The following is a 22,051-nucleotide window of genomic DNA, read 5'->3' on the forward strand; positions in this document are numbered from 1 at the left end:
AGGACCTGATGGCCATCTCCTACAGCCTCGCCATCGCGACCTCGTCGGACGTCCGGGCGCTCGCGGTCTCGGTTTCCCGCGCGGCCGCCGCGCTGGGCCTGCTCGGCGCGACGACGACACCGGAGGCGTTCCTCGACGGAGCCGACCTGGCGCAGGGCACCTGGGTGCTGGTCGCTCCGGTCAACCCGCAGCCGTGGAACCCGGTCGTGGCCGACCTCGGCTTCACCCCGACCGCGCGGCTGATCTTCCGGCTGGACAAGGAGTCCTCCTCCGACCGCCAGGTGGACGTCGTGCTCCGGCTCTCCGTCGGGCTGCTCGACCTCGTGCCCGGAGACGCGGTGCTGCACCGCGACTACGAGGAGATCCTGCTGCTGCGGCGATCCGGCGTGTTGACGCTCAACGGGCGGGACGACCTGTGGACGCCGCAACGGCTCGGCGCGGTGGCCCCCCGCCCGTTCCGCAGGGAGACCCACGCGTTCAGCGAGGAGTAGCCGCGCGTTGCGCGGGTGATCCGGTGGTCGACGGCTTTCCGGTACGCACGGCGGGCGCGGACGGCCCTGCGGCTACCCTTCACGTACTTGCACGAACCCGTACGAAGGAGTACTGACGGCCGTGAGCGAGCGCACCCTGGTCCTGGTCAAGCCCGACGGCGTCAGCCGCGGCCTGGTCGGCGAGGTCATCTCCCGCATCGAGCGCAAGGGCCTGACCCTGGCCGCGCTCGAACTGCGCACCGTGGACCGCGCGACCGCCGAGCAGCACTACGCGGAACACGACGGCAAGCCGTTCTTCGGCGACCTGGTCGAGTTCATCACCGGCGGCCCGCTGGTGGCGCTGGTCGTGGAGGGCACCCGGGCGATCCCGGCGTTCCGCCAGCTGGCCGGCGGCACCGACCCGGTGGAGAAGGCCACGCCGGGCACGATCCGCGGCGACTTCGGCCTGGAGGTCCAGTTCAACCTGGTCCACGGCTCGGACTCGGCGGAGTCGGCCGAGCGCGAGATCAAGCTCTGGTTCCCGAACCTCTGAGCCGACCCGCCCGGACGGCCCGGCCACCTGCGTGGTCCGGGCCGTTCGGCGTCTTACGCGCTGCGGCGCGGCGAGGACCCGAGGCCGCCCTCGGCGGACCCGTGCAGCACGACGCCCTCGTCGAACCCGAGCGGCAGCACCATCTGCACGCTGTCGTACCGCACGTCGCCCACCGCGATCGCGTTGCGCAACCGACCCCACTCCTGGAAGCCGAGCCGTTCGTACAGCTCGATGGCCCCGTGGTTGTTGCCGCGCACGCCGAGCGTCAACAGCTCCACTCCCGCCGCACGCGCGCTCTCCACCACCGCGGACACCATCAGCGACCCCAACCCCAGCCCGCGCGCCGACGGGTGCGCCGCGACCCGGCCCAACTCGGCGTTGTGCCGGAAGACTTGTCCGGAAGACCGCACCCAGCACGACGTCCCGCGCACCACGCCGTCCACCTCGGCCACCACGAGCGCCGCGTCGCCGTCGCGCGCCTTCTTCAACACCGACCCGACCCACGCGTCGGTCTCCACGCGCTCCGGCGGCTCCAGCCAGCCGATCGCGCCGCCGGCCTCGACGACCGCGCGCAACACCTCGTGCACCTCGGCCAGCAGCCGTTCGTCGGCGTTGGAAGGCCAGGTCAGAACGATCCCCATGCGGCCACCCTAGATTCGCCGCGGAGATTGTCGTACCCCGCCGCTAGCGTGACGTCCGTGACCACGACCCTCGTCCGAGCCCGCAACCTGACGAAGCACTTCGGCACGTTCGAAGCCGTCCGGGGCATCGACGTGGAGGTCGGCAAGGGCGAGGCGTTCGGGTTCCTCGGCCCCAACGGCGCGGGCAAGTCCTCCACCATGCGGATGGTGTCGTGCGTGTCCCCGCGCACCGCCGGCGAGCTGACCGTGCTGGGCCTGGACCCGGACCGGGAGGGCCCGAGGATCCGCGCCCGGCTCGGCGTCGTGCCCCAGCTCGACAACCTCGACACCGAGCTGACCGTCCGGCAGAACCTGGAGGTCTACGGCCGCTACTTCGGCCTGTCCAAGGCGCACGTCCGCGCCAAGGCCGTCGAGCTGCTGGAGTTCGCCCAGCTCACCGACCGCGCCGACGACGAGGTCGAACCGCTGTCGGGCGGCATGAAGCGGCGGCTCACCATCGCGCGTTCGCTGGTCAACGACCCGGAGCTGGTCGTCCTCGACGAACCGACCACCGGCCTCGACCCGCAGGCCCGCCACCTGCTGTGGGACCGGCTGTTCCGGCTCAAGCAGAACGGCGTCACGCTGATCGTCACCACCCACTACATGGACGAGGCGGAGCAGCTGTGCGACCGGCTCGTGGTGATGGACGGCGGCCGGATCGCGGCCGAGGGCTCGCCGGCCGAGCTGATCCGCCGGCACTCCACCCGCGAGGTGCTCGAACTGCGCTTCCCGCCCGGCGAGCAGGACCCGGTCCCGGTCGAGGGCATCGCCGAGCGCGTGGAGGTGCTGCCCGACCGGCTGCTGCTCTACACCGCCGACGGCGAGGCGGCGCTGTCCGCCGTGCACGCGCGCGGCGTGCGGCCGACCTCCAGCCTGGTCCGCCGGGGCTCCCTGGAGGACGTGTTCCTCCGCCTCACCGGCCGGACCCTGGTCGACTGATGGCCACGCCACCCGCCCTGCTCGTGGTCGAGGGCCACTGGGCCTGGTACCGCCGCAACTGGCGCGCCACGGCGATCTCCAACTTCGTCCAGCCCGTGCTGTTCCTGCTGGCCATGGGCGTGGGCTTCGGCTCCCAGGTGCAGCCCGGCGAGGCGACCGGCGGCCTGCGGTACGTGGTGTTCCTCGCGCCCGCGCTGATCGTCACGGCCGCCGCGCAGAGCGCCATGTTCGAGTCCACCTACGCGGTGTTCTCCTCGTTCAAGTGGCAGAAGACCTACCTCGGCATCGTGTCCACGCCCATCACGCCCGCCCAGGTCCTCTACGGCCAACTGCTCTGGATAGCGTTCAAGCTCGCTGCGGGCTCCACGGCGTTCCTGCTGGTCGCGGCCCTGCTCGGCGCGGTGACCAGCCCGGCCGCCGTGTTCGCCGTGCCGTTCGCGGTGCTGTCCGGGATGGCGTTCAGCGCGCCGGTCGTCGCGTTCACCGCCACCAGGGACAAGCCCGACGCGTTCGACGGCCTCTACCGCTTCGTGCTGATCCCGATGACCTTGTTCACCGGGGCGTTCTTCCCGCTCGACCAGCTGCCCGGGTGGCTGCACCCGGTCGCCTGGGCGACCCCGGTGTGGCACGGCGTCGAACTGGCGCGCGGCGTCACGTTCGGCGCGATCGAGCCGCTCCCGGCGCTCGGTCACCTGGCCTACCTGACGGCCGTGGTCGCCGTCGGCGTGGTGCTCGGCCGCCGCTACTTCCACCGACGACTGGCGGTGTGACCGTGACCGGGGTCCTCGACCGCGCCGCCGCGAAGAAGCGGCCCGGCCTGCTGTTCCGGATCGTGCCGCCGGGCCTGTACGCGGGCCGCTCGCACGTCCTGGTCGAACGCGCCTACCTGGTCAACCAGCGGGCCTGGCTGTCGGTCGTGTCCGGGTTCTTCGAGCCGGTGCTGTTCCTGCTCTCGCTCGGCTTCGGGTTCGGCAAGCTGGTGGCCGTGGTCGCCGGCCCCGGCGGGCCGCTGCCCTACGCCGAGTTCGTCGCCCCGGCGCTGCTGGCCGCCTCGGCGATGAACGGCGCGGTGTTCGACACCACCTACAACCTGTTCTACAAGTTCAAGTACGCCCGGGTGTACGAGGCCGTGCTCGCCACCCCGATGGGGCCGGTCGACATCGCGCTGGGCGAGGCCACCTGGGCGCTGGCGCGCGGCGGCCTCTACTCCGCCGGGTTCCTCGCCGTGATGCTCGGGTTCGGCCTGGTCTCCTCGCCGTGGGCGCTGCTCGCGCTGCCCGCGTGCCTGCTGGTCGCGGTCGCGTTCGCCGCCGTCGGGATGGCCGCCACCACCTTCATGCGGTCCTGGCAGGACTTCGACCTGGTCCAGCTGTTCGTGCTGCCGCTGTTCCTGTTCTCCGGCACGTTCTACCCGCTGTCGGTCTACCCGCCGGCCCTCCAGGCGGTCGTCCGGTTCAGCCCGCTCTACCACGCGGTCGAACTCACCAGGGCCCTGACCACGGGTTTCGTCGGCTGGGGGCTGCTGGTGCACGTGGCCTACTTCCTGGTGATGGCCACGATCGGGGTATTGGTGGCGTCGAGACGGCTCGGCCGGTTGCTCACCGCCTGACCTGGTTGAACACTGGGCGAACGGCAAACCGGGAGGTCGTCATGGACGTGATCGCACTCATCGGCCGCATCCTGTTCGTGTTGTTGTTCTTCGGCTCGGGCGTGGGCCACCTCACCCAGACCGACGCCATGGCCGGCTACGCCGCCTCGAAGAACGTCCCCTCGCCCAAGCTCGCCACCCAGGCCAGCGGCGTGCTGATGATCGTCGGCGGGCTCATGGTCCTGCTCGGCGTGTGGGCCGACCTGGGCGCGTTGCTGCTCGTGCTGTTCCTGCTGCCCACGGCGTTCCTCATGCACAACTTCTGGACCCAGTCCGACCTGCAGACCAGGCAGATGGAGATGATCCAGTTCAACAAGGACGTGTCCCTGGCCGGCGCGGCGCTGCTGTTCTTCGGCCTGTACGCGGGCGCGGGCGAGGGCCTCGGGCTCACCATCACCGGACCGCTGTTCTGACCGGTGCCGGCGATGCCGTTACCCTTGGCCGGGTGAGTGTCGAGTCGGTCTTCCCCGCGTTGGAACCGCTGCTGCCGCAGGTGTCGAAGCCGGTGCAGTACGTCGGCGGGGAACTGAACGCGACGGTGAAGGACTGGGACTCCGCGACCGTGCGGTGGTCCCTGATGTACCCGGACGCGTACGAGGTCGGGCTGCCCAACCAGGGCGTCATGATCCTGTACGAGGTCCTCAACGAGCAGCCGGACGTGCTCGCCGAGCGGACCTACGCGGTGTGGCCCGACCTCGAACGGCTGATGCGCGAACACGGCGTGCCCCAGTTCACCGTGGACGCGCACCGGCCGGTCAAGGCGTTCGACCTGCTCGGCGTCAGCTTCGCGACCGAACTCGGCTACACCAACCTGCTCACCGCCCTGGACCTGGCCGGCATCCCGCTGCACGCCGCCGACCGCACCGACGACGACCCGATCGTGGTCGCCGGCGGGCACGCGGCGTTCAACCCCGAGCCGATCTCGCGGTTCGTGGACGCGGCCGTGCTCGGCGACGGCGAGGAAGCCGTCCTGGAGATCACCGACCTGGTGCGCACCTGGAAGGCCGAGGGCCGCCCCGGCGGGCGGGACGAGCTGCTGACCCGCCTGGCCGAGACCGGCGGCATCTACGTGCCCCGGTTCTACGACGTCGAGTACCTGCCCGACGGCCGCATCCAGCGCGTGGTGCCCAACCGCGAGCGGGTGCCGTACCGGGTGTTCAAGCGGACCACGATGGACCTCGACGCCTGGCCGTACCCGAAGCAGCCGCTGGTCCCGCTCGCCGAGTCGGTGCACGAGCGGATGAGCGTGGAGATCTTCCGGGGCTGCACCCGGGGCTGCCGCTTCTGCCAGGCCGGGATGATCACCCGGCCGGTGCGCGAGCGCTCCATCGAGGGCATCGGCGCGATGGTCCAGCGCGGCCTCGCGGCGACCGGTTTCGAAGAGGTCGGCCTGCTCTCGCTGTCCAGTGCGGACCACTCGGAGATCGCCGAGGTCACCAAGGGCCTGGCGGACCGCTACGAGGGCACCAACACCAGCCTGTCGCTGCCCAGCACGCGGGTCGACGCGTTCAACATCGACCTGGCCAACGAGCTGTCCCGCAACGGCCGGCGCTCGGGCCTCACCTTCGCGCCCGAGGGCGGCAGCGAGCGGATCCGCCGCGTGATCAACAAGATGGTGTCCGAAGAGGACCTGATCCGCACGGTCAGCGCGGCCTTCGGCGCGGGCTGGCGGCAGGTGAAGCTGTACTTCATGTGCGGCCTGCCGACCGAGACCGACGACGACGTCCTCCAGATCGCCGAGATGGCCAAGAACGTGATCCGGGCCGGCCGGGAGGTCAGCGGCCGCAAGGACATCCGCTGCACCATCTCCATCGGCGGCTTCGTCCCCAAGCCCCACACCCCGTTCCAGTGGGCCGCGCAGTGCGATCCGGCCACAGTGGACGCCCGCCTGCGCAAGCTGCGCGAAGCCGTCAACTCCGACCGCGCGCTGGGCCGCAACATCGGGATGCGCTACCACGACGGCCAGCCCTCGCTGATCGAAGGGCTGCTGTCCCGGGGCGACCGCCGGATCGGCCACGTGATCGAGCGGGTGTGGCGCGAGGGCGGCCGTTTCGACGGCTGGTCCGAGCACTTCTCCTACGACCGCTGGGTGGACGCGGCGGCCCGGGAACTCCCGCCGCTGGGCGTGGACCTGGCCTGGTTCACCACCCGCGAGCGCGAGGAGCTGGAAGTCCTGCCCTGGGACCACCTGGACTCGGGCCTGGACAAGGAATGGCTGTGGGCGGACTGGCAGGACGCCCTGGACGAACGCGAACAGGACGACTGCCGCTGGACCCCGTGCTTCGACTGCGGCGTGTGCCCCGCGATGGGCACCGACATCGAGGTGGGCCCCACCGGCCGCACCCTGCTCCCGATCTCCCCGGTGGGCAAGGGGAGCCCGGTCCGCAACCCGGCCCTGACCCAGTCCTGACCCGTCGGTCCGCGGTGGACCACCCGGTCCACCGCGGCGGGCTAGTTGCTGCCGCGTCCGCCGTCTTCGGTCCGCTGGCCCCTCACGGCGGCCAGCGCGTCGACCAGGCCGTGCCCGTAGAAGCCGTTGTACTCGGAATAGCCGGTGCAGTACGCGTCCTGCGCGCCCGTCCCGTTGAGGTCGTAGTCGGCGGGGCAGGGCAGGGTCTCGGCCTGCGCGTTCAGCATCCGGCTCAACTCGGTCGGCGACGCGCTCGGGTGCGTCGACGCCAGCAGCGCCGCCACCCCCGACACGTGCGGCGCGGCCATCGAGGTGCCGCACGAGTAGTCGTACCCCGAAGGCACGGTCGACAGCACGCACGCCTGGCCCTCTTCGGGCTGCTGCTTGCGGTCGCCTCCCGGCGCCGTCAGGTCCACCGCGCCGAGCCCGTAGGACGAGTACCCGGCTTTGAGCTTGGTCGCCCCCACGGACGACACGCCGACCACCTTGGGCAGCTGCACGGGCAGCACCAGGCACGTGTTGTCCACCGGGCGCGGCTTGACGTCCTCCGGTGCCGCGTTCGTGGGGCTCTGCGCGTCCGTACCCGGCTTGGTGAGGTCCGCCGCCGAGTTGCCCGAGGCCGCCACGGTCAGCACGCCACGCCCGGTCGCGTAGTCGACCGCGCGCCGCACGGCCTCGTAGACCACCGACTGCCCGGTCTTGTTCTGGCAGGTGAACACCCACGGGTCGATGAAGTAGCTGTTGTTGGTCACGGTCATGCCGTGTGCCGCGGCCCACATGAACCCGCACACCGCGTACTCGGGGTAGATGAACCCGGCGTCGTCGACCACCTTCACCGACGCGATCCGCACGCCCGGCGCGACGCCCGTCGTGCCCGCGCCGTCGTCGGCGGCCGCGATCGTGCCCGCGACGTGCGTGCCGTGCGCGGAGGTCGTCGGCGACCACGCGGCCCGCGCGGGGTCGGCCACGCCCGTCGTGCAGCCCGCGGACAGCGCCGGGTCCAGCGCGCCGACCAGGTCGGGGTGCGTCGGGTCGATGCCCGAGTCGAGCACGCCGACCACCACGTCCCGGCTGCCCTTGCTGATCGCGTGCGCCTCGGCGGCCCGGATCAGGTCCATGTCCCACTGCTCGGCGGTGCGGTCCGCCGGGCCCGACGCCGACCGGCCGGCCAGGCCCTCGTCGTCGGACTTCTTGCGGGCCGGCGCGCCGGTCTTCTTCGACATGCCGTCGGCCTGCGCGCTGTAGGCCCGGTCCAGGCCGATCCGCCGGCCGAAACCGGGGTCCGCGGAGACCGCCACCGCCACGCCGATCTGCGGGTAGTAGCCGGTGGTCGTCCCGCACGCGCCGGTGACCAGGGCGTTCGCCAGCGGCTCGCTGGTGCCGGGGTCGAGCACCACCAGGTAGCGCAGGGTCGGGCCGGGCTGGATGCAGTCGGCGGCGGCCGGTGCCTCGTCGGCGGGCACCGAGCCGTGCGCGGAGGTGGACCCGGACACCACGAGGAGACCGGTCGCGAGCAGCGCTGCGCTGACCGCGACCGCTCGGACGCGGCGGAGCAGAGGCACGGGGGACCTCCAGTGCTGGGCTGCCGGGTGGACCTCTGCTGCCGGACGGTAGCCAGGCGGGCCCGACCAGACAAGCTCAACGGTGCGGAACGCCACCAAGGTACCGTCCCGCTGGAGTAGAAGCGTGGACCGTTGGGATGCTTACCCCCGTCGGTACCCCACCCGCACCCAAGGGGAGTAGCACTGAGCCGCCAGAGCCAGCCCAACCCGTCGGCCGCGCCCGTGCAGAAGCTCCGGCTGCGTTACGCCAAACGCGGTCGGTTGCGGTTCACGTCGCACCGTGACATCGCGCGCACCTTCGAGCGCGCGCTGCGCCGGGCGGGCGTGCCCATGGCGTACTCCCAGGGCTTCAGCCCGCACCCGAAGGTCTCGTGGGTGGGTGCCGCGCCGACCGGCGTGGCCAGCGAGGCCGAGTACGTCGAGGTCCAGGTCGTGGAGCGGGTCGACCCGGACGCGCTGCGGATCGCGCTGGACGCGGTGCTGCCGCCCGGCCTGGACGTGGTGGAGGTCGTGCAGGCCGCCGGGGGCACGCTGCCCGAGCGGATCGAGGCGAGCACCTGGCAGGTGGAGCTGCCGGGAGTGTCACCCGAACGGTTGACCGAAGCGGTGGCCGCGTTCCTCGCGGCCGACGTGGTCGAGGTCGAGCGGCTCACCAAGGACGGGAAGCGGGTGATCGACGTCCGCCCCGCCGTGGTGTCCGCCGTGGTGTCCGCCGTGGTGCGGTCCGCCACCCCGGGACCCGCCGAGTCGGCGCAGGTCCAGACGCATTCGAGCGACGCGGGACACGATGCACGGGATTTGTCACAACCGTGTGGGATACTCGTGATGGTCGTACGGCAGACAACACCTACCGTCCGACCCGACGACGTGCTGAGCGCGCTCCGAGTCGTCGCCGACCTGGTTCCGCCGGTGCCCGCGAAGGCGACCCGGATGGCGCAGGGGCGGCTCGACGACGAAGGTGGCCTGGTCGACCCGCTCGCCCTTGACCGGGCGGCGGAGGTCTGACCGGACCGCTGCCGGAGCGGCGCTGACGGCGTCGTCGGGGTAGCAAAGAAGACCTGCTGTGCCGCCGCGCACAGCGAGCGAGGCGAAAAACAAAGGATTCCCGCCGCCAGCCGCGGCGGTGAGTGGACAAGAGAGGCCCCTGCGCGGCCCGCGTCTCCCAAGACGCGCCCGGGGGCGGAGGAGCTGCATGTCGAACACGAACAAGCCCGCCGGTGCCGGCGGGGGTAACGCCACATCCGCGCACCCCGCGCTGGCGGACCTGCCGGACAAGTTGCGGGTGCACGCGCTGGCGAAGCTGCTGGGCACCAGCAGCAAGGACGTCGTGGCCGCGCTGGCCGACCTGGGGGAGACCGTCAAGGGCGCCCAGTCCAGCGTGAGCCGCGACCTGGCGCTCAAAGTCGCCGAGAGTTTGCTGAACTGGGACGACATCGTCACCGGTGACGTGGACGAGGCCACCGAGGCGCCCGCGCTGCCTGCCCGGGAGGTGGCCGCGCTCACACCGCTGTTCGCGCCGCCGTCCGCGGTGTTCCTGCCGCCCGCACCGGTCGCCGCCGCGCCGGCGGTCGTGGTGGTCGAGGAGGAGCCCCAGGAGGACGACGTCGACGCCGAGTCCGCCGACGACGCCGGTGACGAGGGCGAAGGCCGTCGCCGCCGCCGTCGTGGCCGTCGTGGCCGTGGCCGGGGCAAGGGCGTGGGCGACGAGGCCGGCGACGACGAGTCGGGCGAGGAGCCCGCCGCCGCCGAGGCCGAGGAGACCGAGTCCGCCGAGGCCCCGGCCGACGACGACTCCGAGGGCGGCGGCAGCCGTCGTCGCCGTCGCCGTCGTCGCCGCAAGGTCGGCGCGGACGAGGAAGCCGCCCCGAACGAGGACGACCCGCCCAACACCGTCGTGCACGTCCGCGAGACGCGGGACGCGCGCGACGACAAGGCCGACTCCGAGGCCGCCCAGAACGAGGTGCGCAGCGTGCGCGGCTCGACCCGGCTGGAGGCCAAGCGCCAGCGCCGCCGGGACGGCCGGGAAGCCGGCCGCCGCCGCGCCCCGGTGCTGTCCGAGGCCGAGTTCCTGGCCCGCCGCGAAGCCGTCGAGCGCACCATGGTCGTGCGCGAGCGCGGCGACCGCACGCAGATCGGCGTGCTGGAGGACGGCGTGCTCGTGGAGCATTTCGTCACGTCGTCGGGCACCGGCTCGCTGGTCGGCAACGTCTACCTGGGCCGCGTGCAGAACGTGCTGCCGTCCATGGAGGCGGCGTTCATCGACATCGGCCGGGGCCGCAACGCGGTGCTCTACGCCGGCGAGGTCGACTGGGACGCGGCCGGCCTGGAGGGCAAGGCCCGCAAGATCGAGCAGGCCCTGTCCACCGGCGACAGCGTCCTGGTGCAGGTCACCAAGGACCCGGTCGGCCACAAGGGCGCGCGCCTGACCACCCAGATCAGCCTGCCCGGCCGCTTCCTGGTGTACGTGCCGGGCGGCGGCGCGACGGGCATCAGCCGCAAGCTGCCCGACAACGAGCGCAAGCGCCTCAAGGACATCCTGAAGAGGGTCGTCCCCGAGGACGCCGGCGTGATCATCCGCACCGCCTCCGAGGGCATCGCCGAGGAGGAGCTGGCCCGCGACGTCACCCGCCTCCAGGCGACGTGGCAGGTCATCAAGGACAAGGACACTCCGCGCGCGCAGGCTCCGCAGCTGCTCTACGAAGAGCCCGACCTCCTGGTGAAGGTCGTCCGCGACCTGTTCACCGAGGACTTCTCCGCGCTGATCGTGCAGGGCTCGGACGCGTGGGACACCATCGACGCCTACGTGCGGCACGTCGCGCCGGACCTCCAGGAGCGGCTGCGCCGGCACGTCGGCAACAACGACGTGTTCGTCGAGCACCGCATCGACGAGCAGCTGCTCAAGGCGCTGGACCGCAAGGTCTGGCTGCCGTCGGGCGGCTACCTCGTGGTGGACCGCACCGAGGCGATGACGGTCATCGACGTCAACACCGGCAAGTTCACCGGTTCGGGTGGAAACCTGGAAGAGACGGTGACCCGGAACAACCTGGAGGCGGCCGAGGAGATCGTCCGCCAGCTCCGGCTGCGCGACGTCGGCGGCATCATCGTCATCGACTTCATCGACATGGTCCTGGAGTCCAACCGCGACCTGGTGCTGCGCCGGCTGACCGAGTGCCTGGGCCGGGACCGGACGCGTCACCAGGTGGCCGAGGTGACGTCGTTGGGCCTGGTGCAGATGACCCGCAAGCGGGTCGGCACGGGCCTGCTGGAGGCGTTCTCCACGACCTGCGAGCACTGCCGCGGGCGCGGTCTGGTCGTGTCCACCGAACCGGTGCACACGCACGGCCCGTCCAACGGCGGCCAGAACCAGCAGCAGCAACAGCAGCAGCAGCCGGGCCGCAAGTCGCGGCGCGGCAAGGGCGCGGAGACGCCGGAGCCGGTCGCCGAGGCGGTCCCGGAGCCCGTGCGGGAGCCCGAGGCCGTCGCCGAGCCGTCCACTCCGGACGCGCCCGCCGACGAGGCCGTCGAGCCCAAGCGGGAGCGCCGCCAGCGTCGTCGCGCCCGCCGCGAGGCCGGTGCGGCGAGCCGCCAGGACAACGCCGAGGCCACCCCGGCCGACGCCGAGCCCGGTGACGCCGGCCACACCGACGTGCCGGTGGCCGAACCGGTCGCCGAGCCCGTCGTCGCCGAGCCCGTGGCGGCCGTCGCCGAGCCGGAGCCGGTCGTGGAGGCCGCCACCGCGCCGGAGGACGAGCCCGTCGTGGTCGAGCCGGTGGTGGAGCCGGTCGTGGTCGAGCCCGTCCAGGAGGACGAGCCGGTGCACGTCCAGCCGCCCACGCAGGTCGGCACGGCCGAGGCGAACGCCGCCGACCAGTCGCTCAACGGCCACGCCGAGCCCGTGGCGGCCACCCGTCGCCGCACCCGCCGGGCCGCCTCCCGCCCGGCCGGCCCGCCCCTGGGCGCGGTCAAGGAAGGCTGAGCAGCTCCCCGCGAGCACGGGTATGGCCTCGGGCGACCGAGGCCATACCGGCGGTGACCAGCACGATCACGTCACACCGACCCCGGTTTGACCCTGTGGTCCACCGCCACGTAACCTGATGCACGGTCCGCCGTCCGGTGGGCCCAGTCGTGCGAAGCCCAGCCACTCGGCAGTTCAAAGTGGCACTGTGGCGCGCGTGGCCCTGTCCGTCGAGTAGCAGGAGACTTCCGTCCCGATGTACGCGATCGTCAAGACCGGCGGCAAGCAGTACAAGGTGGCTGTCGGCGACGTCGTCGAGGTCGAGAAGCTCGAAGGCGAACCGGGCACCGAAATCAACTTCCCGGCGCCGCTTCTCGTCGTGGACGGCTCCGACGTCACCGCCGACGCCGACGCCCTGGGAAAGATCTCGGTGACCGGCAAGGTCGTCGAGCAGACCAAGGGTCCCAAGATCCGCATCCACAAGTTCAAGAACAAGACTGGTTACCACAAGCGCCAGGGTCACCGCCAGAAGCTGACCCGCGTCGAGGTCACCGGCATCACCGGTAAGTGAGGATCTGACTAGCCATGGCACACAAGAAGGGTGCATCCAGCTCCCGCAACGGCCGTGACTCGAACCCCCAGTACCTCGGGGTCAAGCGGTTCGGCGGTCAGGTCGTCAAGGCCGGCGAGATCCTGATCCGCCAGCGCGGTACCAAGTTCCACCCCGGTGTGAACGTGGGCCGCGGCAAGGACGACACGCTGTTCGCGCTCGCGCCCGGCGCCGTCGAGTTCGGCACCAAGCGTGGCCGCAAGACCGTGAACATCGTTCCGGTCGAGGCCGCTGCCTGAGCAAGTTCTCCTCTGAGCGCCGTGTGTCCGCGGGAATGCGCGGACCACGGCGCTCAGTTGTTTGTGTAGAGCACATCCGCACACCTAGCGCTTGGAAGTGATTTCCCGTGTCCCGTTTTGTCGACCGGGTGGTGATCCACGTCGCCGCCGGTGACGGCGGCAACGGGGTCGCCTCCGTGCACCGCGAGAAGTTCAAGCCGTTGGGCGGTCCCGACGGCGGGAACGGCGGCAAGGGCGGCGACGTCGTCCTCATCGTGGACTCCCAGGTCCACACCCTCCTGGACTTCCACTTCCGCCCGCACGCCGACGCCGGCAACGGCAAGGGCGGCCAGGGCGCGAACCGGGACGGCGCGAACGGCGCGGACCTGGAGCTGCGCGTCCCGGACGGCACCGTCGTGCTGACCCCCGACGGCGAGCTGGTGGCCGACCTCACCGGCGAGGGCACCCGGCTCATCGCGGCCCAGGGCGGTCGCGGCGGGCTCGGCAACGCCTCGCTGGCCTCCAAGGCCCGCAAGGCACCCGGGTTCGCCCTGCTCGGCGAGCCGGGCGAGCAGCACGACCTGGTGCTGGAACTCAAGTCCGTGGCCGACGTGGGCCTGCTCGGCTTCCCGTCGGCGGGCAAGTCGTCGCTGATCTCGGTGCTGTCCGCGGCCAAGCCGAAGATCGCCGACTACCCGTTCACCACGCTGGTGCCCAACCTCGGCGTGATCACCGGCGGCGACACCATCTTCACCATGGCCGACGTGCCCGGCCTGATCCCCGGCGCGTCCGAGGGCAAGGGCCTCGGCCTGGACTTCCTGCGCCACATCGAGCGCTGCGCGGTGCTCGTGCACGTGGTCGACTGCGCGACCTACGAAGCCGACCGCGACCCGCTGTCGGACATCGACGCGCTGGAAGCCGAACTGGCCCGGTACACCCCGTCGCTGGCCGACGACCTGGCCGAGCGCCCGCGCGTCGTGGTGCTGAACAAGATCGACATCCCGGAGGCGCGGGACCTGGCGGAGATCGTCCGCCCGGACATCGAGGCCCGCGGCCTGCCGGTGTTCGAGGTGTCCACGGCCAGCCGCGAGGGGCTGCGAGAACTCACCTTCGCGCTGGCCCGCGTGGTCGAGGAGTACCGGGCGTCGCGGCCCAAGCAGGAGTCGACCCGGATCGTGCTGCGGCCGACCGCCGTGGACGACGCCGGCTTCACCGTCATCGAGGACCCGCAGGTGCCCGGCGGGTTCATCGTGCGCGGCGAGCGCCCCGAGCGCTGGATCCGCCAGACGGACTTCAGCAACGACGAGGCCGTCGGCTACCTGGCCGACCGGCTGGCCCGGCTGGGCGTGGAGGACGTGCTGGTCAAGCAGGGCGCGCTGCCCGGCTGCCAGGTCACCATCGGCGACCTGGTGTTCGACTGGGAGCCGACCACCCCGGCCGGCATCGCCATGACCATGACCGGCCGCGGCACCGACGCCCGCCTGGAGGCCAACAACCGCGTCGGCGCGTCCGAGCGCCTCGCGGCGAAGAAGGCGCGGCGGATCCCCGGTGTCTACGACGAGTTCGACGAGGACGAAGAGGACGAAGAGGACGAGTGACCGGTTCGGAGTTGCCCCAGGCCCCGTCGCCGTCGCTCCCGACGTCGTTGTCGCGGGCCCGGCAGGCGGTGGCGGCGGCGAGCAGGGTCGTGGTGAAGGTCGGTTCGTCGTCGCTGACCACGGCCGAAGGCGGCCTGGACCGCTCCCGGCTGGACTCCCTGGTGGACGCGGTCGCGGCCCGCTGCGCGGCCGGCAGCCAGGTGGTGCTGGTGTCCTCCGGTGCGATCGCGGCGGGCCTGGCCCCGCTGGGCGTGACCCGCAGGCCGCGTGACCTGGCCACCCAGCAGGCGGCGGCGAGCGTCGGGCAGCTCACCCTCGCCCACGCCTACGCGAACTCGTTCGGCCGCTACTCGCTGACCGTCGGCCAGGTGCTGCTGACCGCCGACGACGTCGTCCGCCGCGCGCACTACCGCAACGCCCAGCGCACGTTCTCCCGCCTGCTGGCCTTCGGCGCGGTCCCGGTCGTGAACGAGAACGACACGGTCGCCACCGAGGAGATCCGGTTCGGCGACAACGACCGCCTGGCCGCCCTGGTGGCCCACCTGGTCGGCGCGGACGCCCTGTTCCTGCTCTCCGACGTCGACGCCCTGTACGACGGCGATCCCCGCGTGCCCGGCGCGCAGCGCGTCACCGAGGTCGCCGGCGCGGCCGACGTCGACGGCGTGCGCGCGGGGACGGTCGGGGCGTCCGGGCTGGGGACCGGTGGAATGGCGTCCAAACTGGCCGCTGCGCGCCTGGCGGCGTCGGCGGGGATCCCGGTGCTGTTGGCGGGTGCGGCGGACGCTGTGCGGGCGCTGGGCCCGGCGGACGTCGGCACCGCGTTCGCGGTCACCGGATCACGCCTCACCGCCCGCCGCTTCTGGCTGGGCCACGCCGCCGGCGCGACCGGCCGGCTGACCCTGGACGACGGCGCCGTCGCCGCGGTCGTCGGCCGCCGCCGTTCGCTGCTGGCGGCGGGCATCACGGCGGTGGACGGCACGTTCGAAGCCGGCGACGTGGTCGAACTGGTGGACCTGTCCGGCCACGTGGTCGCCCGCGGCGTGGTGGCCTTCGACGCCGGCGAACTCCCCGCCCTCATCGGCCGTTCCAGCCACGACCTCCCTGCCGAACAGCGTCGCGAAGTCGTCCACGCCGACGACCTGGTCCCCCTGCAGGCCAACTAGCCCCACTCCACCCCGAAGACGCGCATCACCGGGCGTTCGACCGGACATCGGCCCACCGCCCCACTCCAGCCGCGCCCCGGCAACGGTCAGCTGTAGTCGCCTGAGTACCAACGCTGCGGACGCATGCGCACGGTCACGACCGTGGCACCCTCAAGCTGCTTCATGTAGGCCGCCGCCGCGTCGGCGTCGAAGTAGCGGTTGGCCATCGCCAGGAGATCGGCGTGCGAGGTCTTCTGCTCGATCCCCACCACCGGCCCGGACACGGTCACGTACCGGTAGGGCGGCGTCTCGACCTGGACCGACAGGCTGAACTCCCGCGCCGCGTCCAACAGCCGGTACTTCACCGACCTGGGCCCGGTCTGCACGAACACGTCCCCGCCCGGCTCGTACTGGTACCAGACCGGCACGGTCAGCGGCGGTCCCGACAGCCGCGCGACGCCGATCACCCCGACGTGGACCTCGGCCAGGAACTCCTCGCGCTGCGCCGCGCTCATCACCGACATGCTCAACCCTTTCCCGCCACAACGGAACTTGTCGACTGCACCGCAAGTCAACCGCCCGGCGCGGAAGTCGGCCATGCGTACACGTCCGAGACAAATGCGCACGCGTCTGAACCAGCCGCCGCAAAGCCCAGCCGTGCCGGCGACAAGCCCTAGCGCAACTCGACACCCTTGGACTCCGGCAGCGTGAGGACGACCGCGAACGCCACCACCGCACCCACCGCCACGTACCAGAAGAACAGCGTGCCCGGCAGCAGTCCGATGACCAGCGGCGCGGTCCCGCCGAACAGCGCGACGGTCAGGTTGTACCAAGCCCCGATCCCCAACCCGCGCAACTCGGTCGGGAACAGCTCGCTCATCACCGCGGGCGCGATCGACGTCATCGCCGTGTACAGCCCCAACCCCACGCAGAACACCACGAGCAGCCCGCCCACTCCGGGACCGATCAGCATCGACAACGGCACCACCAGAACCGCCGTGGCCCCGGACCACATGAGCAGTTGGGGCCTGCGCCCGAACCGGTCGGACAACGCGCCCATCGGGTACTGCAACGCGATGAACAGCACGGTCGCCACCGACAGCGCCAGGAACACGTCGACCGCGTCGGCCATCCGCGTCTTCACCGCGAACGGCGTCAACGCGCTGAAGAACGTGTAGTAGCACAGCGTCGAGAGCATGGAGACGCCCACGAGCCGCCCGACCGCCTTCGGGTGTTCCCGCACGGTGGTGAGCAACGGCCGCCGCAGCCGCGCCGCCTTCGCCCGGTTGTCCGCGAACTGCTCGGTCTCGTCGAGGCTTCGCCGCAGCCACAACCCGACGAACCCCAGCACGCCACCGACCAGGAACGGGATGCGCCAGCCGTAAGCCGCCAACGCCTCCTGGTCCAGCGCACGCGCCAACCCGAACCCGAGCAGCGACGCCACCAGCAACGCGCACCCGGTCGAGACGTAGAAGAACGCCGAGTACCGCCCACGCCGATCCGCCGGAGCGATCTCGGCCAGGTACGCCGACGCGTTCGACACCTCGCCGCCCAGCGACAGGCCCTGGGCGATCCGAGCCACCACCAGCAGCACCGGTGCCAGCCACCCCACCTGCGCGTAGGTGGGCAGCACCGCGATCGCCACCGACCCGCCCGCCATCAGTACGATGGTGAGGATCATCGCCGGCCGCCGCCCGCGCAGGTCCGCGAACCGGCCCAGCAGGTAGCCGCCGAGCGGTCGGAAGAAGAACGCCAGCGCATACGTCGCCAAGGTGTTGATCAGCGCCAGCCGTTCGTTCTCGGCCGGGAAGATCTGCGTCGCGAAGTAGATGCTGAACGTCGCGTAGACGCTCCAGTCGTACCACTCGATCGCGTTGCCGATGCTCGCCGCGACGAGCTTGCGGACCGGCAGCCTGTGCGGCCGTCCCACGGTCGCCCCGGTCATCGCCCCACCCCGCGACCAGCCACCCGGCCGGCGCAGCTCGCGGCACCGCCCGTGCGACACGTCCGCGCCCCGTCGCCCCGGCGTCCGTGCCGATCACCGCGATCCGCACCAAGGCGCGCCCGGATTCTCGGACGTGGCCACACGGGTTCGATCGCGTCTGCGGCACCTGCCACGACGTGCATGTGGAGCGGTAGTGGGTGCTCGACCTCTACGGCAGCCATGAGGTTGGACGTAACCACACTGTGCGCGCAGTCGGTAGATCTCTCACCGGGTCTGTCCGATGGGCCTCCATTCCCGGGCGAGCAGTCCGAACAGCAGGTCGTCGGTCCACTCGTCCTTGGTCCAGGTGTGTTCGACCAGGTGTCCTTCGAGCCGGAAACCCAGCCGTGCCAGCAGTTTCGCCGACGGTTCGTTGCGCGCGTCGCACTCGGCGGACACCTTGTGCAGCCCGCGTTCGACGAACAGGTGCTCCAACATCCGGCCCACGGCCTCCGTCGCGTACCCGTTGCCCTGGTGGGCGGTCGCGATCGTGTAGCCGATTTCGGCCTGTCTCCTGTTGTCGTGCAGGTTGACGCCGACGTCGCCGACCAGCACCCCGGCCGCCTCGACGGCGTACTGGAACCAGCCCGGCTCGGCCGGGTCCAGCGGCCCCATTTCCCGCACGAATCCCTCGGCCGAGGCCAAGGCGAACGGCGGTTCCCACGACTGGTACCTCGCCACCTCCGGGTCCGACCGGTAGGCCGCGAACGCGGCCGCGTCCTCCGGGCGGAACCTCCGCAGCACCAACCGTTTCGTGCCCAGCCGGACGTCGGCCACCGTCATGCCGTGACCGCCAGCGCGAACGGCAGCACGGCGGGAGCCCCCGCCCGGCGCAACGACCGCGCCGCGACCGTCATCGTCCAACCGGTGTCGATCCGGTCGTCCACCAACAGCACCGGTCCATCCACTGTGGACAGATCCGGCACGTCGGCGGACTGCACCAGGCCGGCGAGCCGCTGCGCGCTGTTCGCCCGCCGTGCCGCCTCGCCGAGCCAGACCTGGCCGAGCAACGGCAGGCGTCCGATCGTGGACAGGTGCCGCCCGAAGCTGCCGACCAGCTGCGGCCGGCTCCGCGACCCGACCGTCACGACGCCCACCGGCCGCTGCTCCCAGCCCCACGCCGCCAGCACCTTCACGCAGGCGGCGAAGACGTCCTCCGGCACCTCCTGGTCGTCGCCGGCGAACAGCGACCGCAACCGGTTGCCCCACCCGATGTCGGTCAGCCGCCCCAGCGCCCGGCCCGTCCCGGCCGCCTCGCCCGCCGGGATCCGACCGGACAGGCCGACCCCGACCGCGGCCATGCCGGTCGGCCACTGCTTGCGCGGCTCGACCTCCACACCGGGGCGCAGCAACCGCTCCCGCGCCGCCGACGCGGCGTCCGGCGACACCTCCGCCGACCACCCGCTGCCGGTGCAGTTGTCACACCGGCCGCACGGCGCGGCGTGCGGGTCGTCCAACTGCCGCAGCAGGAACTCCATCCGACACCCCGTGGTGGCGAGGTAGTCCAGCACGGCCTGCTGCTCGACCTTGCGCGCCTCCGCGATCCGTCCGTACCGCTCCTCGTCGTACGACCACGCCCGCCCGGTCGACTCCCAGCCCCCGCGCACCCGGCGCACCGCGCCGTCCACGTCGAGGACCTTCAAGACCACTTCCAGCCGGGTGCGCGACAACTCGACCATCGGCTCCAGCGCAGCGGTCGACAACGTCCGCCCCGCGTCGGCCAGCGCGTCCAGCACCTGCCGCACGACGTGCTCCGGAGGGAACGCCAGCGACGCGAAGTACGCCCAGATGTCCCGGTCCTCCGGCCCCGGCAGCAGCAGCACCTCGGCCCGTTCCACCCCGCGGCCCGCACGCCCGATCTGCTGGTAGTAGGCGATGGGGGAGGGCGGTGCGCCCAGGTGCACCACGAACCCCAGGTCCGGCTTGTCGAACCCCATGCCCAGCGCCGATGTCGCCACCAGCGCCTTGACGCGGTTCGCCAGCAGGTCCTCTTCCGCCCGCTGCCGTTCGGCCGGGTCGGTGCGGCCCGAGTACGCCGCCACCGGGTACCCGCGCTCCCGCAGGAACGCGGCCACGTCGTCGGCGGACGCCACGGTCAGCGTGTAGATGATCCCCGAACCCGGCAGCCGGTCGAGCTGCTCGGCCAGCCACCCCAGCCGGGCCTCCGCGGTGGGCAGCCGCACGGCCGCCAGCCGCAGGCTCGCCCGGTCCAGCGGCCCGCGCAGCACCAGAGTGTCCGAACCGGCTCCCAACCCGAGCTGGTCGGCCACGTCCCGCACCACCCGGTCGTTGGCCGTCGCGGTCGTCGCCAGCACCGGCACCCCGGCCGGGAGTTCGGTGAGCAGCGTCCGCAGCCGCCGGTAGTCGGGTCGGAAATCGTGACCCCAGTCCGAGATGCAATGCGCCTCGTCCACCACCAGCAACCCTGCCGATGATGTCAGCGAGGGCAATACCGAGTCACGGAAATCAGGATTGTTCAACCTTTCCGGTGACACCAGGAGAACGTCGATTTCGCCAGACGTCACCCGATCCTGTACATCCTGCCATTCATCGGTATTCGCCGAATTGATGGTCGCCGCGTGGACGCCGGCGCGCGCCGCCGCGTCGACCTGGTTGCGCATCAACGCGAGCAGCGGTGACACGATCACCGTCGGCCCCTCGCCGAGCGACCGCAACAACGCGGTCGCGATGAAGTAGACGGCGGACTTGCCCCACCCCGTCCGCTGCACCACCAGCGCGCGCCGCCGTTCGGAGACCAGGGCCCGGATGGCCGTCCACTGGTCCTCGCGCAGCGCCGCCCGAGGACCCGCCAGAGCCCTCAGCCGTTCTTCGGCCTGTTCGCGCAATGCCATCTCGTCCACCGGACCACCATGGCAGAGGGGTCCGACAACGCGGAATCGCCGGGGGCTCCCGGGCACTGGGAACCTCGGCGACATCCACGACCGGGTGACCGTAGTCTGATTCCGTGACTGACGACCTGCGCGAACAGGTGCACGCCGCCGCCCGGCGCGCCCGAGTCGCCGCCCACGAGCTGGTCCTGGCCACCCGCGAGCGCAAGGACGCCGCTCTGCTGGAGATGGCCGCCGCCCTGCGCACCCGCGCCCAGGAGGTCTTGGAGGCGAACGCCAAGGACATCGAGGCGGGCCGCGCGGCGGGGCTGCCGGAAGGCATGGTGGACCGGCTCGCGCTCACCGAGCAGCGGATCGACGGCGTGGCCAAGGGCCTGGAGACCGTGGCCGGCCTCGCCGACCCGGTGGGCGAGGTGCTGCGCGGCTCGATCCTGCCCAACGGCCTGGAGCTGCGGCAGGTGCGCGTCCCGATGGGCGTCGTCGGCATGGTCTACGAGGCCCGGCCGAACGTCACCGTCGACGCCGCCGGCCTGGCGCTGAAGTCCGGCAACGCGGCCCTGCTGCGCGGCTCGTCCTCGGCCGAGCACTCGAACACCGCGCTGGTCGCGATCCTGCGCGACGCGCTGGAGACGGCCGGCCTGCCCGCCGACAGCGTGCAGCTGCTGCCGTGCCACGACCGCGCCTCGGTCACCCACCTGATCACCGCGCGCGGCCTGGTCGACCTGGTGATCCCGCGCGGCGGGTCCGGGCTGATCAACGCCGTCGTGCAGCAGGCCACCGTGCCGACGATCGAGACCGGCGTGGGCAACTGCCACGTGTACGTCGACGCGTCCGCCGACCTCGACATGGCCGAGCGGATCGTCCTGAACTCCAAGACCCGGCGCACCAGCGTGTGCAACGCCGCCGAGTCGCTGCTGGTGCACGCCGCCATCGCGGACGAGTTCGTGCCGCGCATCACCGCGGCCCTCCAGGCGCAGCAGGTGACCGTGCACGGCGACGAGACGTTCGCGCGTGAAGCCGGCGTGCGCCAGGCCACCGACGAGGACTGGGACACCGAATACCTGTCGCTGGACATCGCGGCCCGCGTGGTCGACTCGCTGGACGAGGCGGTGCGGCACATCGCGGCCCACGGCTCCGGGCACACCGAGGCCATCGTGACCAGCGATTTCGCCTCTGCCCGGCGGTTCACCGCGCGGGTCGACGCGGCGGCGGTCATGGTCAACGCCTCGACCGCGTTCACCGACGGCGGCGAGTTCGGCATGGGCGCGGAGATCGGCATCTCGACCCAGAAGCTGCACGCCCGCGGCCCGATGGGGCTGTCCGAGCTGACCTCGTCGAAGTGGGTCGCGTGGGGCGACGGGCACGTCCGACCGTCGTCCTGAGCACCGCGTACCGCCGATCAGCGGGGTGATCGGGCCCCTCGGGTGGGCAGA

20 protein-coding genes are annotated in these 22,051 nt (G+C 71.9%); 14 read left to right on the top strand and 6 right to left on the bottom strand.

Annotation, left to right across the window (positions count from 1 at the left end; genetic code table 11):
* Positions 1-8 precede the first annotated feature (8 nt).
* Both AC0HI0_RS43010 and ndk read left to right on the top strand, forming a co-directional pair.
* Positions 9-491, top strand: coding sequence for a SitI3 family protein (locus tag AC0HI0_RS43010; RefSeq protein WP_480929212.1), 483 nt, complete (start codon positions 9-11; stop codon positions 489-491).
* A gap of 121 nt (positions 492-612) precedes the next feature.
* Positions 613-1,023, top strand: a complete 411-nt coding sequence (ndk, locus tag AC0HI0_RS43015) for a nucleoside-diphosphate kinase (protein WP_015098849.1) — start codon at positions 613-615, stop codon at positions 1,021-1,023.
* Between the two features lie 53 nt (positions 1,024-1,076).
* Here the strand turns inward: ndk and AC0HI0_RS43020 are convergent, their stop codons facing one another.
* Positions 1,077-1,664 carry an N-acetyltransferase family protein gene (locus tag AC0HI0_RS43020; protein WP_480929213.1) on the bottom strand — a complete coding sequence of 196 codons (588 nt, stop codon included), beginning with the start codon at positions 1,662-1,664 and terminating at the stop codon, positions 1,077-1,079.
* A 57-nt stretch (positions 1,665-1,721) separates the two neighbouring features.
* Here AC0HI0_RS43020 and AC0HI0_RS43025 point away from each other — a divergent pair, with 57 nt between their 5' ends.
* Genes AC0HI0_RS43025 through AC0HI0_RS43045 form a run of 5 tightly spaced genes read left to right on the top strand, consistent with a single transcriptional unit; the run spans position 1,722 to position 6,700 of the window.
* The gene (locus AC0HI0_RS43025) at positions 1,722-2,642 is read left to right on the top strand and encodes an ABC transporter ATP-binding protein (protein WP_480929214.1); all 921 of its coding nucleotides are present in this window, start codon (positions 1,722-1,724) and stop codon (positions 2,640-2,642) included.
* Positions 2,642-3,412 carry an ABC transporter permease gene (locus AC0HI0_RS43030; protein ID WP_480929215.1) on the top strand — a complete coding sequence of 257 codons (771 nt, stop codon included), beginning with the start codon at positions 2,642-2,644 and terminating at the stop codon, positions 3,410-3,412. The genes AC0HI0_RS43025 and AC0HI0_RS43030 overlap by 1 nt, the downstream gene beginning before the upstream one ends.
* A gap of 2 nt (positions 3,413-3,414) precedes the next feature.
* Positions 3,415-4,251, top strand: coding sequence for an ABC transporter permease (locus tag AC0HI0_RS43035; RefSeq protein WP_480929216.1), 837 nt, complete (start codon positions 3,415-3,417; stop codon positions 4,249-4,251).
* Positions 4,252-4,292: 41 nt separating this feature from the next.
* Positions 4,293-4,703, top strand: a complete 411-nt coding sequence (locus AC0HI0_RS43040; RefSeq protein ID WP_480929217.1) for a DoxX family protein — start codon at positions 4,293-4,295, stop codon at positions 4,701-4,703.
* 32 nt (positions 4,704-4,735) lie between these two features.
* Positions 4,736-6,700 carry a TIGR03960 family B12-binding radical SAM protein gene (locus AC0HI0_RS43045; RefSeq protein WP_480929218.1) on the top strand — a complete coding sequence of 655 codons (1,965 nt, stop codon included), beginning with the start codon at positions 4,736-4,738 and terminating at the stop codon, positions 6,698-6,700.
* Between the two features lie 41 nt (positions 6,701-6,741).
* Here the strand turns inward: AC0HI0_RS43045 and AC0HI0_RS43050 are convergent, their stop codons facing one another.
* On the bottom strand, positions 6,742-8,262 hold the full coding sequence (locus AC0HI0_RS43050; protein ID WP_480929219.1) for a S8 family peptidase: 1,521 nt from the start codon (positions 8,260-8,262) through the stop codon (positions 6,742-6,744).
* Between the two features lie 222 nt (positions 8,263-8,484).
* Between AC0HI0_RS43050 and AC0HI0_RS43055 the strand changes: the two genes are divergently transcribed.
* The 6 genes from AC0HI0_RS43055 (at position 8,485) to proB (ending at position 15,806) form a co-directional block, all read left to right on the top strand.
* Complete coding sequence (locus AC0HI0_RS43055; protein WP_480929220.1) at positions 8,485-9,267, top strand: TIGR03936 family radical SAM-associated protein; 783 nt, start codon at positions 8,485-8,487, stop codon at positions 9,265-9,267.
* Positions 9,268-9,454: 187 nt separating this feature from the next.
* On the top strand, positions 9,455-12,238 hold the full coding sequence (locus tag AC0HI0_RS43060) for a translation initiation factor IF-2 N-terminal domain-containing protein (RefSeq protein WP_480929221.1): 2,784 nt from the start codon (positions 9,455-9,457) through the stop codon (positions 12,236-12,238).
* Positions 12,239-12,473: 235 nt separating this feature from the next.
* On the top strand, positions 12,474-12,788 hold the full coding sequence (gene rplU / locus AC0HI0_RS43065) for a 50S ribosomal protein L21 (protein WP_480929222.1): 315 nt from the start codon (positions 12,474-12,476) through the stop codon (positions 12,786-12,788).
* 14 nt (positions 12,789-12,802) lie between these two features.
* Positions 12,803-13,066, top strand: a complete 264-nt coding sequence (rpmA, locus tag AC0HI0_RS43070; protein ID WP_073889563.1) for a 50S ribosomal protein L27 — start codon at positions 12,803-12,805, stop codon at positions 13,064-13,066.
* 107 nt (positions 13,067-13,173) lie between these two features.
* Positions 13,174-14,643, top strand: coding sequence for a GTPase ObgE (gene obgE / locus AC0HI0_RS43075; RefSeq protein ID WP_480929223.1), 1,470 nt, complete (start codon positions 13,174-13,176; stop codon positions 14,641-14,643).
* Positions 14,644-14,690: 47 nt separating this feature from the next.
* Complete coding sequence (gene proB / locus AC0HI0_RS43080) at positions 14,691-15,806, top strand: glutamate 5-kinase (protein ID WP_480934514.1); 1,116 nt, start codon at positions 14,691-14,693, stop codon at positions 15,804-15,806.
* 86 nt (positions 15,807-15,892) lie between these two features.
* Here the strand turns inward: proB and AC0HI0_RS43085 are convergent, their stop codons facing one another.
* The 4 genes from AC0HI0_RS43085 to AC0HI0_RS43100 all read right to left on the bottom strand — a co-directional run bounded on the left by AC0HI0_RS43085 (position 15,893) and on the right by AC0HI0_RS43100 (position 20,621).
* The gene (locus tag AC0HI0_RS43085) at positions 15,893-16,300 is read right to left on the bottom strand and encodes a pyridoxamine 5'-phosphate oxidase family protein (RefSeq protein WP_480929224.1); all 408 of its coding nucleotides are present in this window, start codon (positions 16,298-16,300) and stop codon (positions 15,893-15,895) included.
* Between the two features lie 158 nt (positions 16,301-16,458).
* Positions 16,459-17,730, bottom strand: a complete 1,272-nt coding sequence (locus AC0HI0_RS43090; protein WP_480929225.1) for an MFS transporter — start codon at positions 17,728-17,730, stop codon at positions 16,459-16,461.
* Between the two features lie 264 nt (positions 17,731-17,994).
* Complete coding sequence (locus AC0HI0_RS43095; protein WP_480929226.1) at positions 17,995-18,552, bottom strand: GNAT family N-acetyltransferase; 558 nt, start codon at positions 18,550-18,552, stop codon at positions 17,995-17,997.
* Positions 18,549-20,621, bottom strand: coding sequence for a RecQ family ATP-dependent DNA helicase (locus AC0HI0_RS43100; RefSeq protein WP_480934515.1), 2,073 nt, complete (start codon positions 20,619-20,621; stop codon positions 18,549-18,551). Before AC0HI0_RS43100 ends, AC0HI0_RS43095 begins: the two co-directional genes overlap by 4 nt.
* 113 nt (positions 20,622-20,734) lie before the next feature.
* On the opposite strand from AC0HI0_RS43100, the gene AC0HI0_RS43105 reads away from it, so the two are divergent.
* A complete protein-coding gene (locus AC0HI0_RS43105) occupies positions 20,735-22,000 on the top strand; it encodes a glutamate-5-semialdehyde dehydrogenase (protein ID WP_480929227.1) in 1,266 nt (421 codons plus the stop codon).
* Positions 22,001-22,051 lie beyond the last annotated feature (51 nt).

Source organism: Saccharothrix sp. NBAS 001, from assembly GCF_056640475.1.

Bases quoted from the DNA above. Each gene is read 5' to 3' on its own strand.
- AC0HI0_RS43010 (WP_480929212.1), top strand. From the start codon at position 9: ATGGCCATCTCCTACAGCCTCGCCATCGCGACCTCGTCGGACGTCCGG.
- AC0HI0_RS43020 (WP_480929213.1), bottom strand. From the start codon at position 1,664: ATGGGGATCGTTCTGACCTGGCCTTCCAACGCCGACGAACGGCTGCTG.
- AC0HI0_RS43030 (WP_480929215.1), top strand. From the start codon at position 2,642: ATGGCCACGCCACCCGCCCTGCTCGTGGTCGAGGGCCACTGGGCCTGG.
- AC0HI0_RS43040 (WP_480929217.1), top strand. From the start codon at position 4,293: ATGGACGTGATCGCACTCATCGGCCGCATCCTGTTCGTGTTGTTGTTC.
- AC0HI0_RS43060 (WP_480929221.1), top strand. From the start codon at position 9,455: ATGTCGAACACGAACAAGCCCGCCGGTGCCGGCGGGGGTAACGCCACA.
- rplU (WP_480929222.1), top strand. From the start codon at position 12,474: ATGTACGCGATCGTCAAGACCGGCGGCAAGCAGTACAAGGTGGCTGTC.
- rpmA (WP_073889563.1), top strand. From the start codon at position 12,803: ATGGCACACAAGAAGGGTGCATCCAGCTCCCGCAACGGCCGTGACTCG.
- AC0HI0_RS43085 (WP_480929224.1), bottom strand. From the start codon at position 16,300: ATGAGCGCGGCGCAGCGCGAGGAGTTCCTGGCCGAGGTCCACGTCGGG.
- AC0HI0_RS43090 (WP_480929225.1), bottom strand. From the start codon at position 17,730: ATGACCGGGGCGACCGTGGGACGGCCGCACAGGCTGCCGGTCCGCAAG.
- AC0HI0_RS43095 (WP_480929226.1), bottom strand. From the start codon at position 18,552: ATGACGGTGGCCGACGTCCGGCTGGGCACGAAACGGTTGGTGCTGCGG.
- AC0HI0_RS43100 (WP_480934515.1), bottom strand. From the start codon at position 20,621: ATGGCATTGCGCGAACAGGCCGAAGAACGGCTGAGGGCTCTGGCGGGT.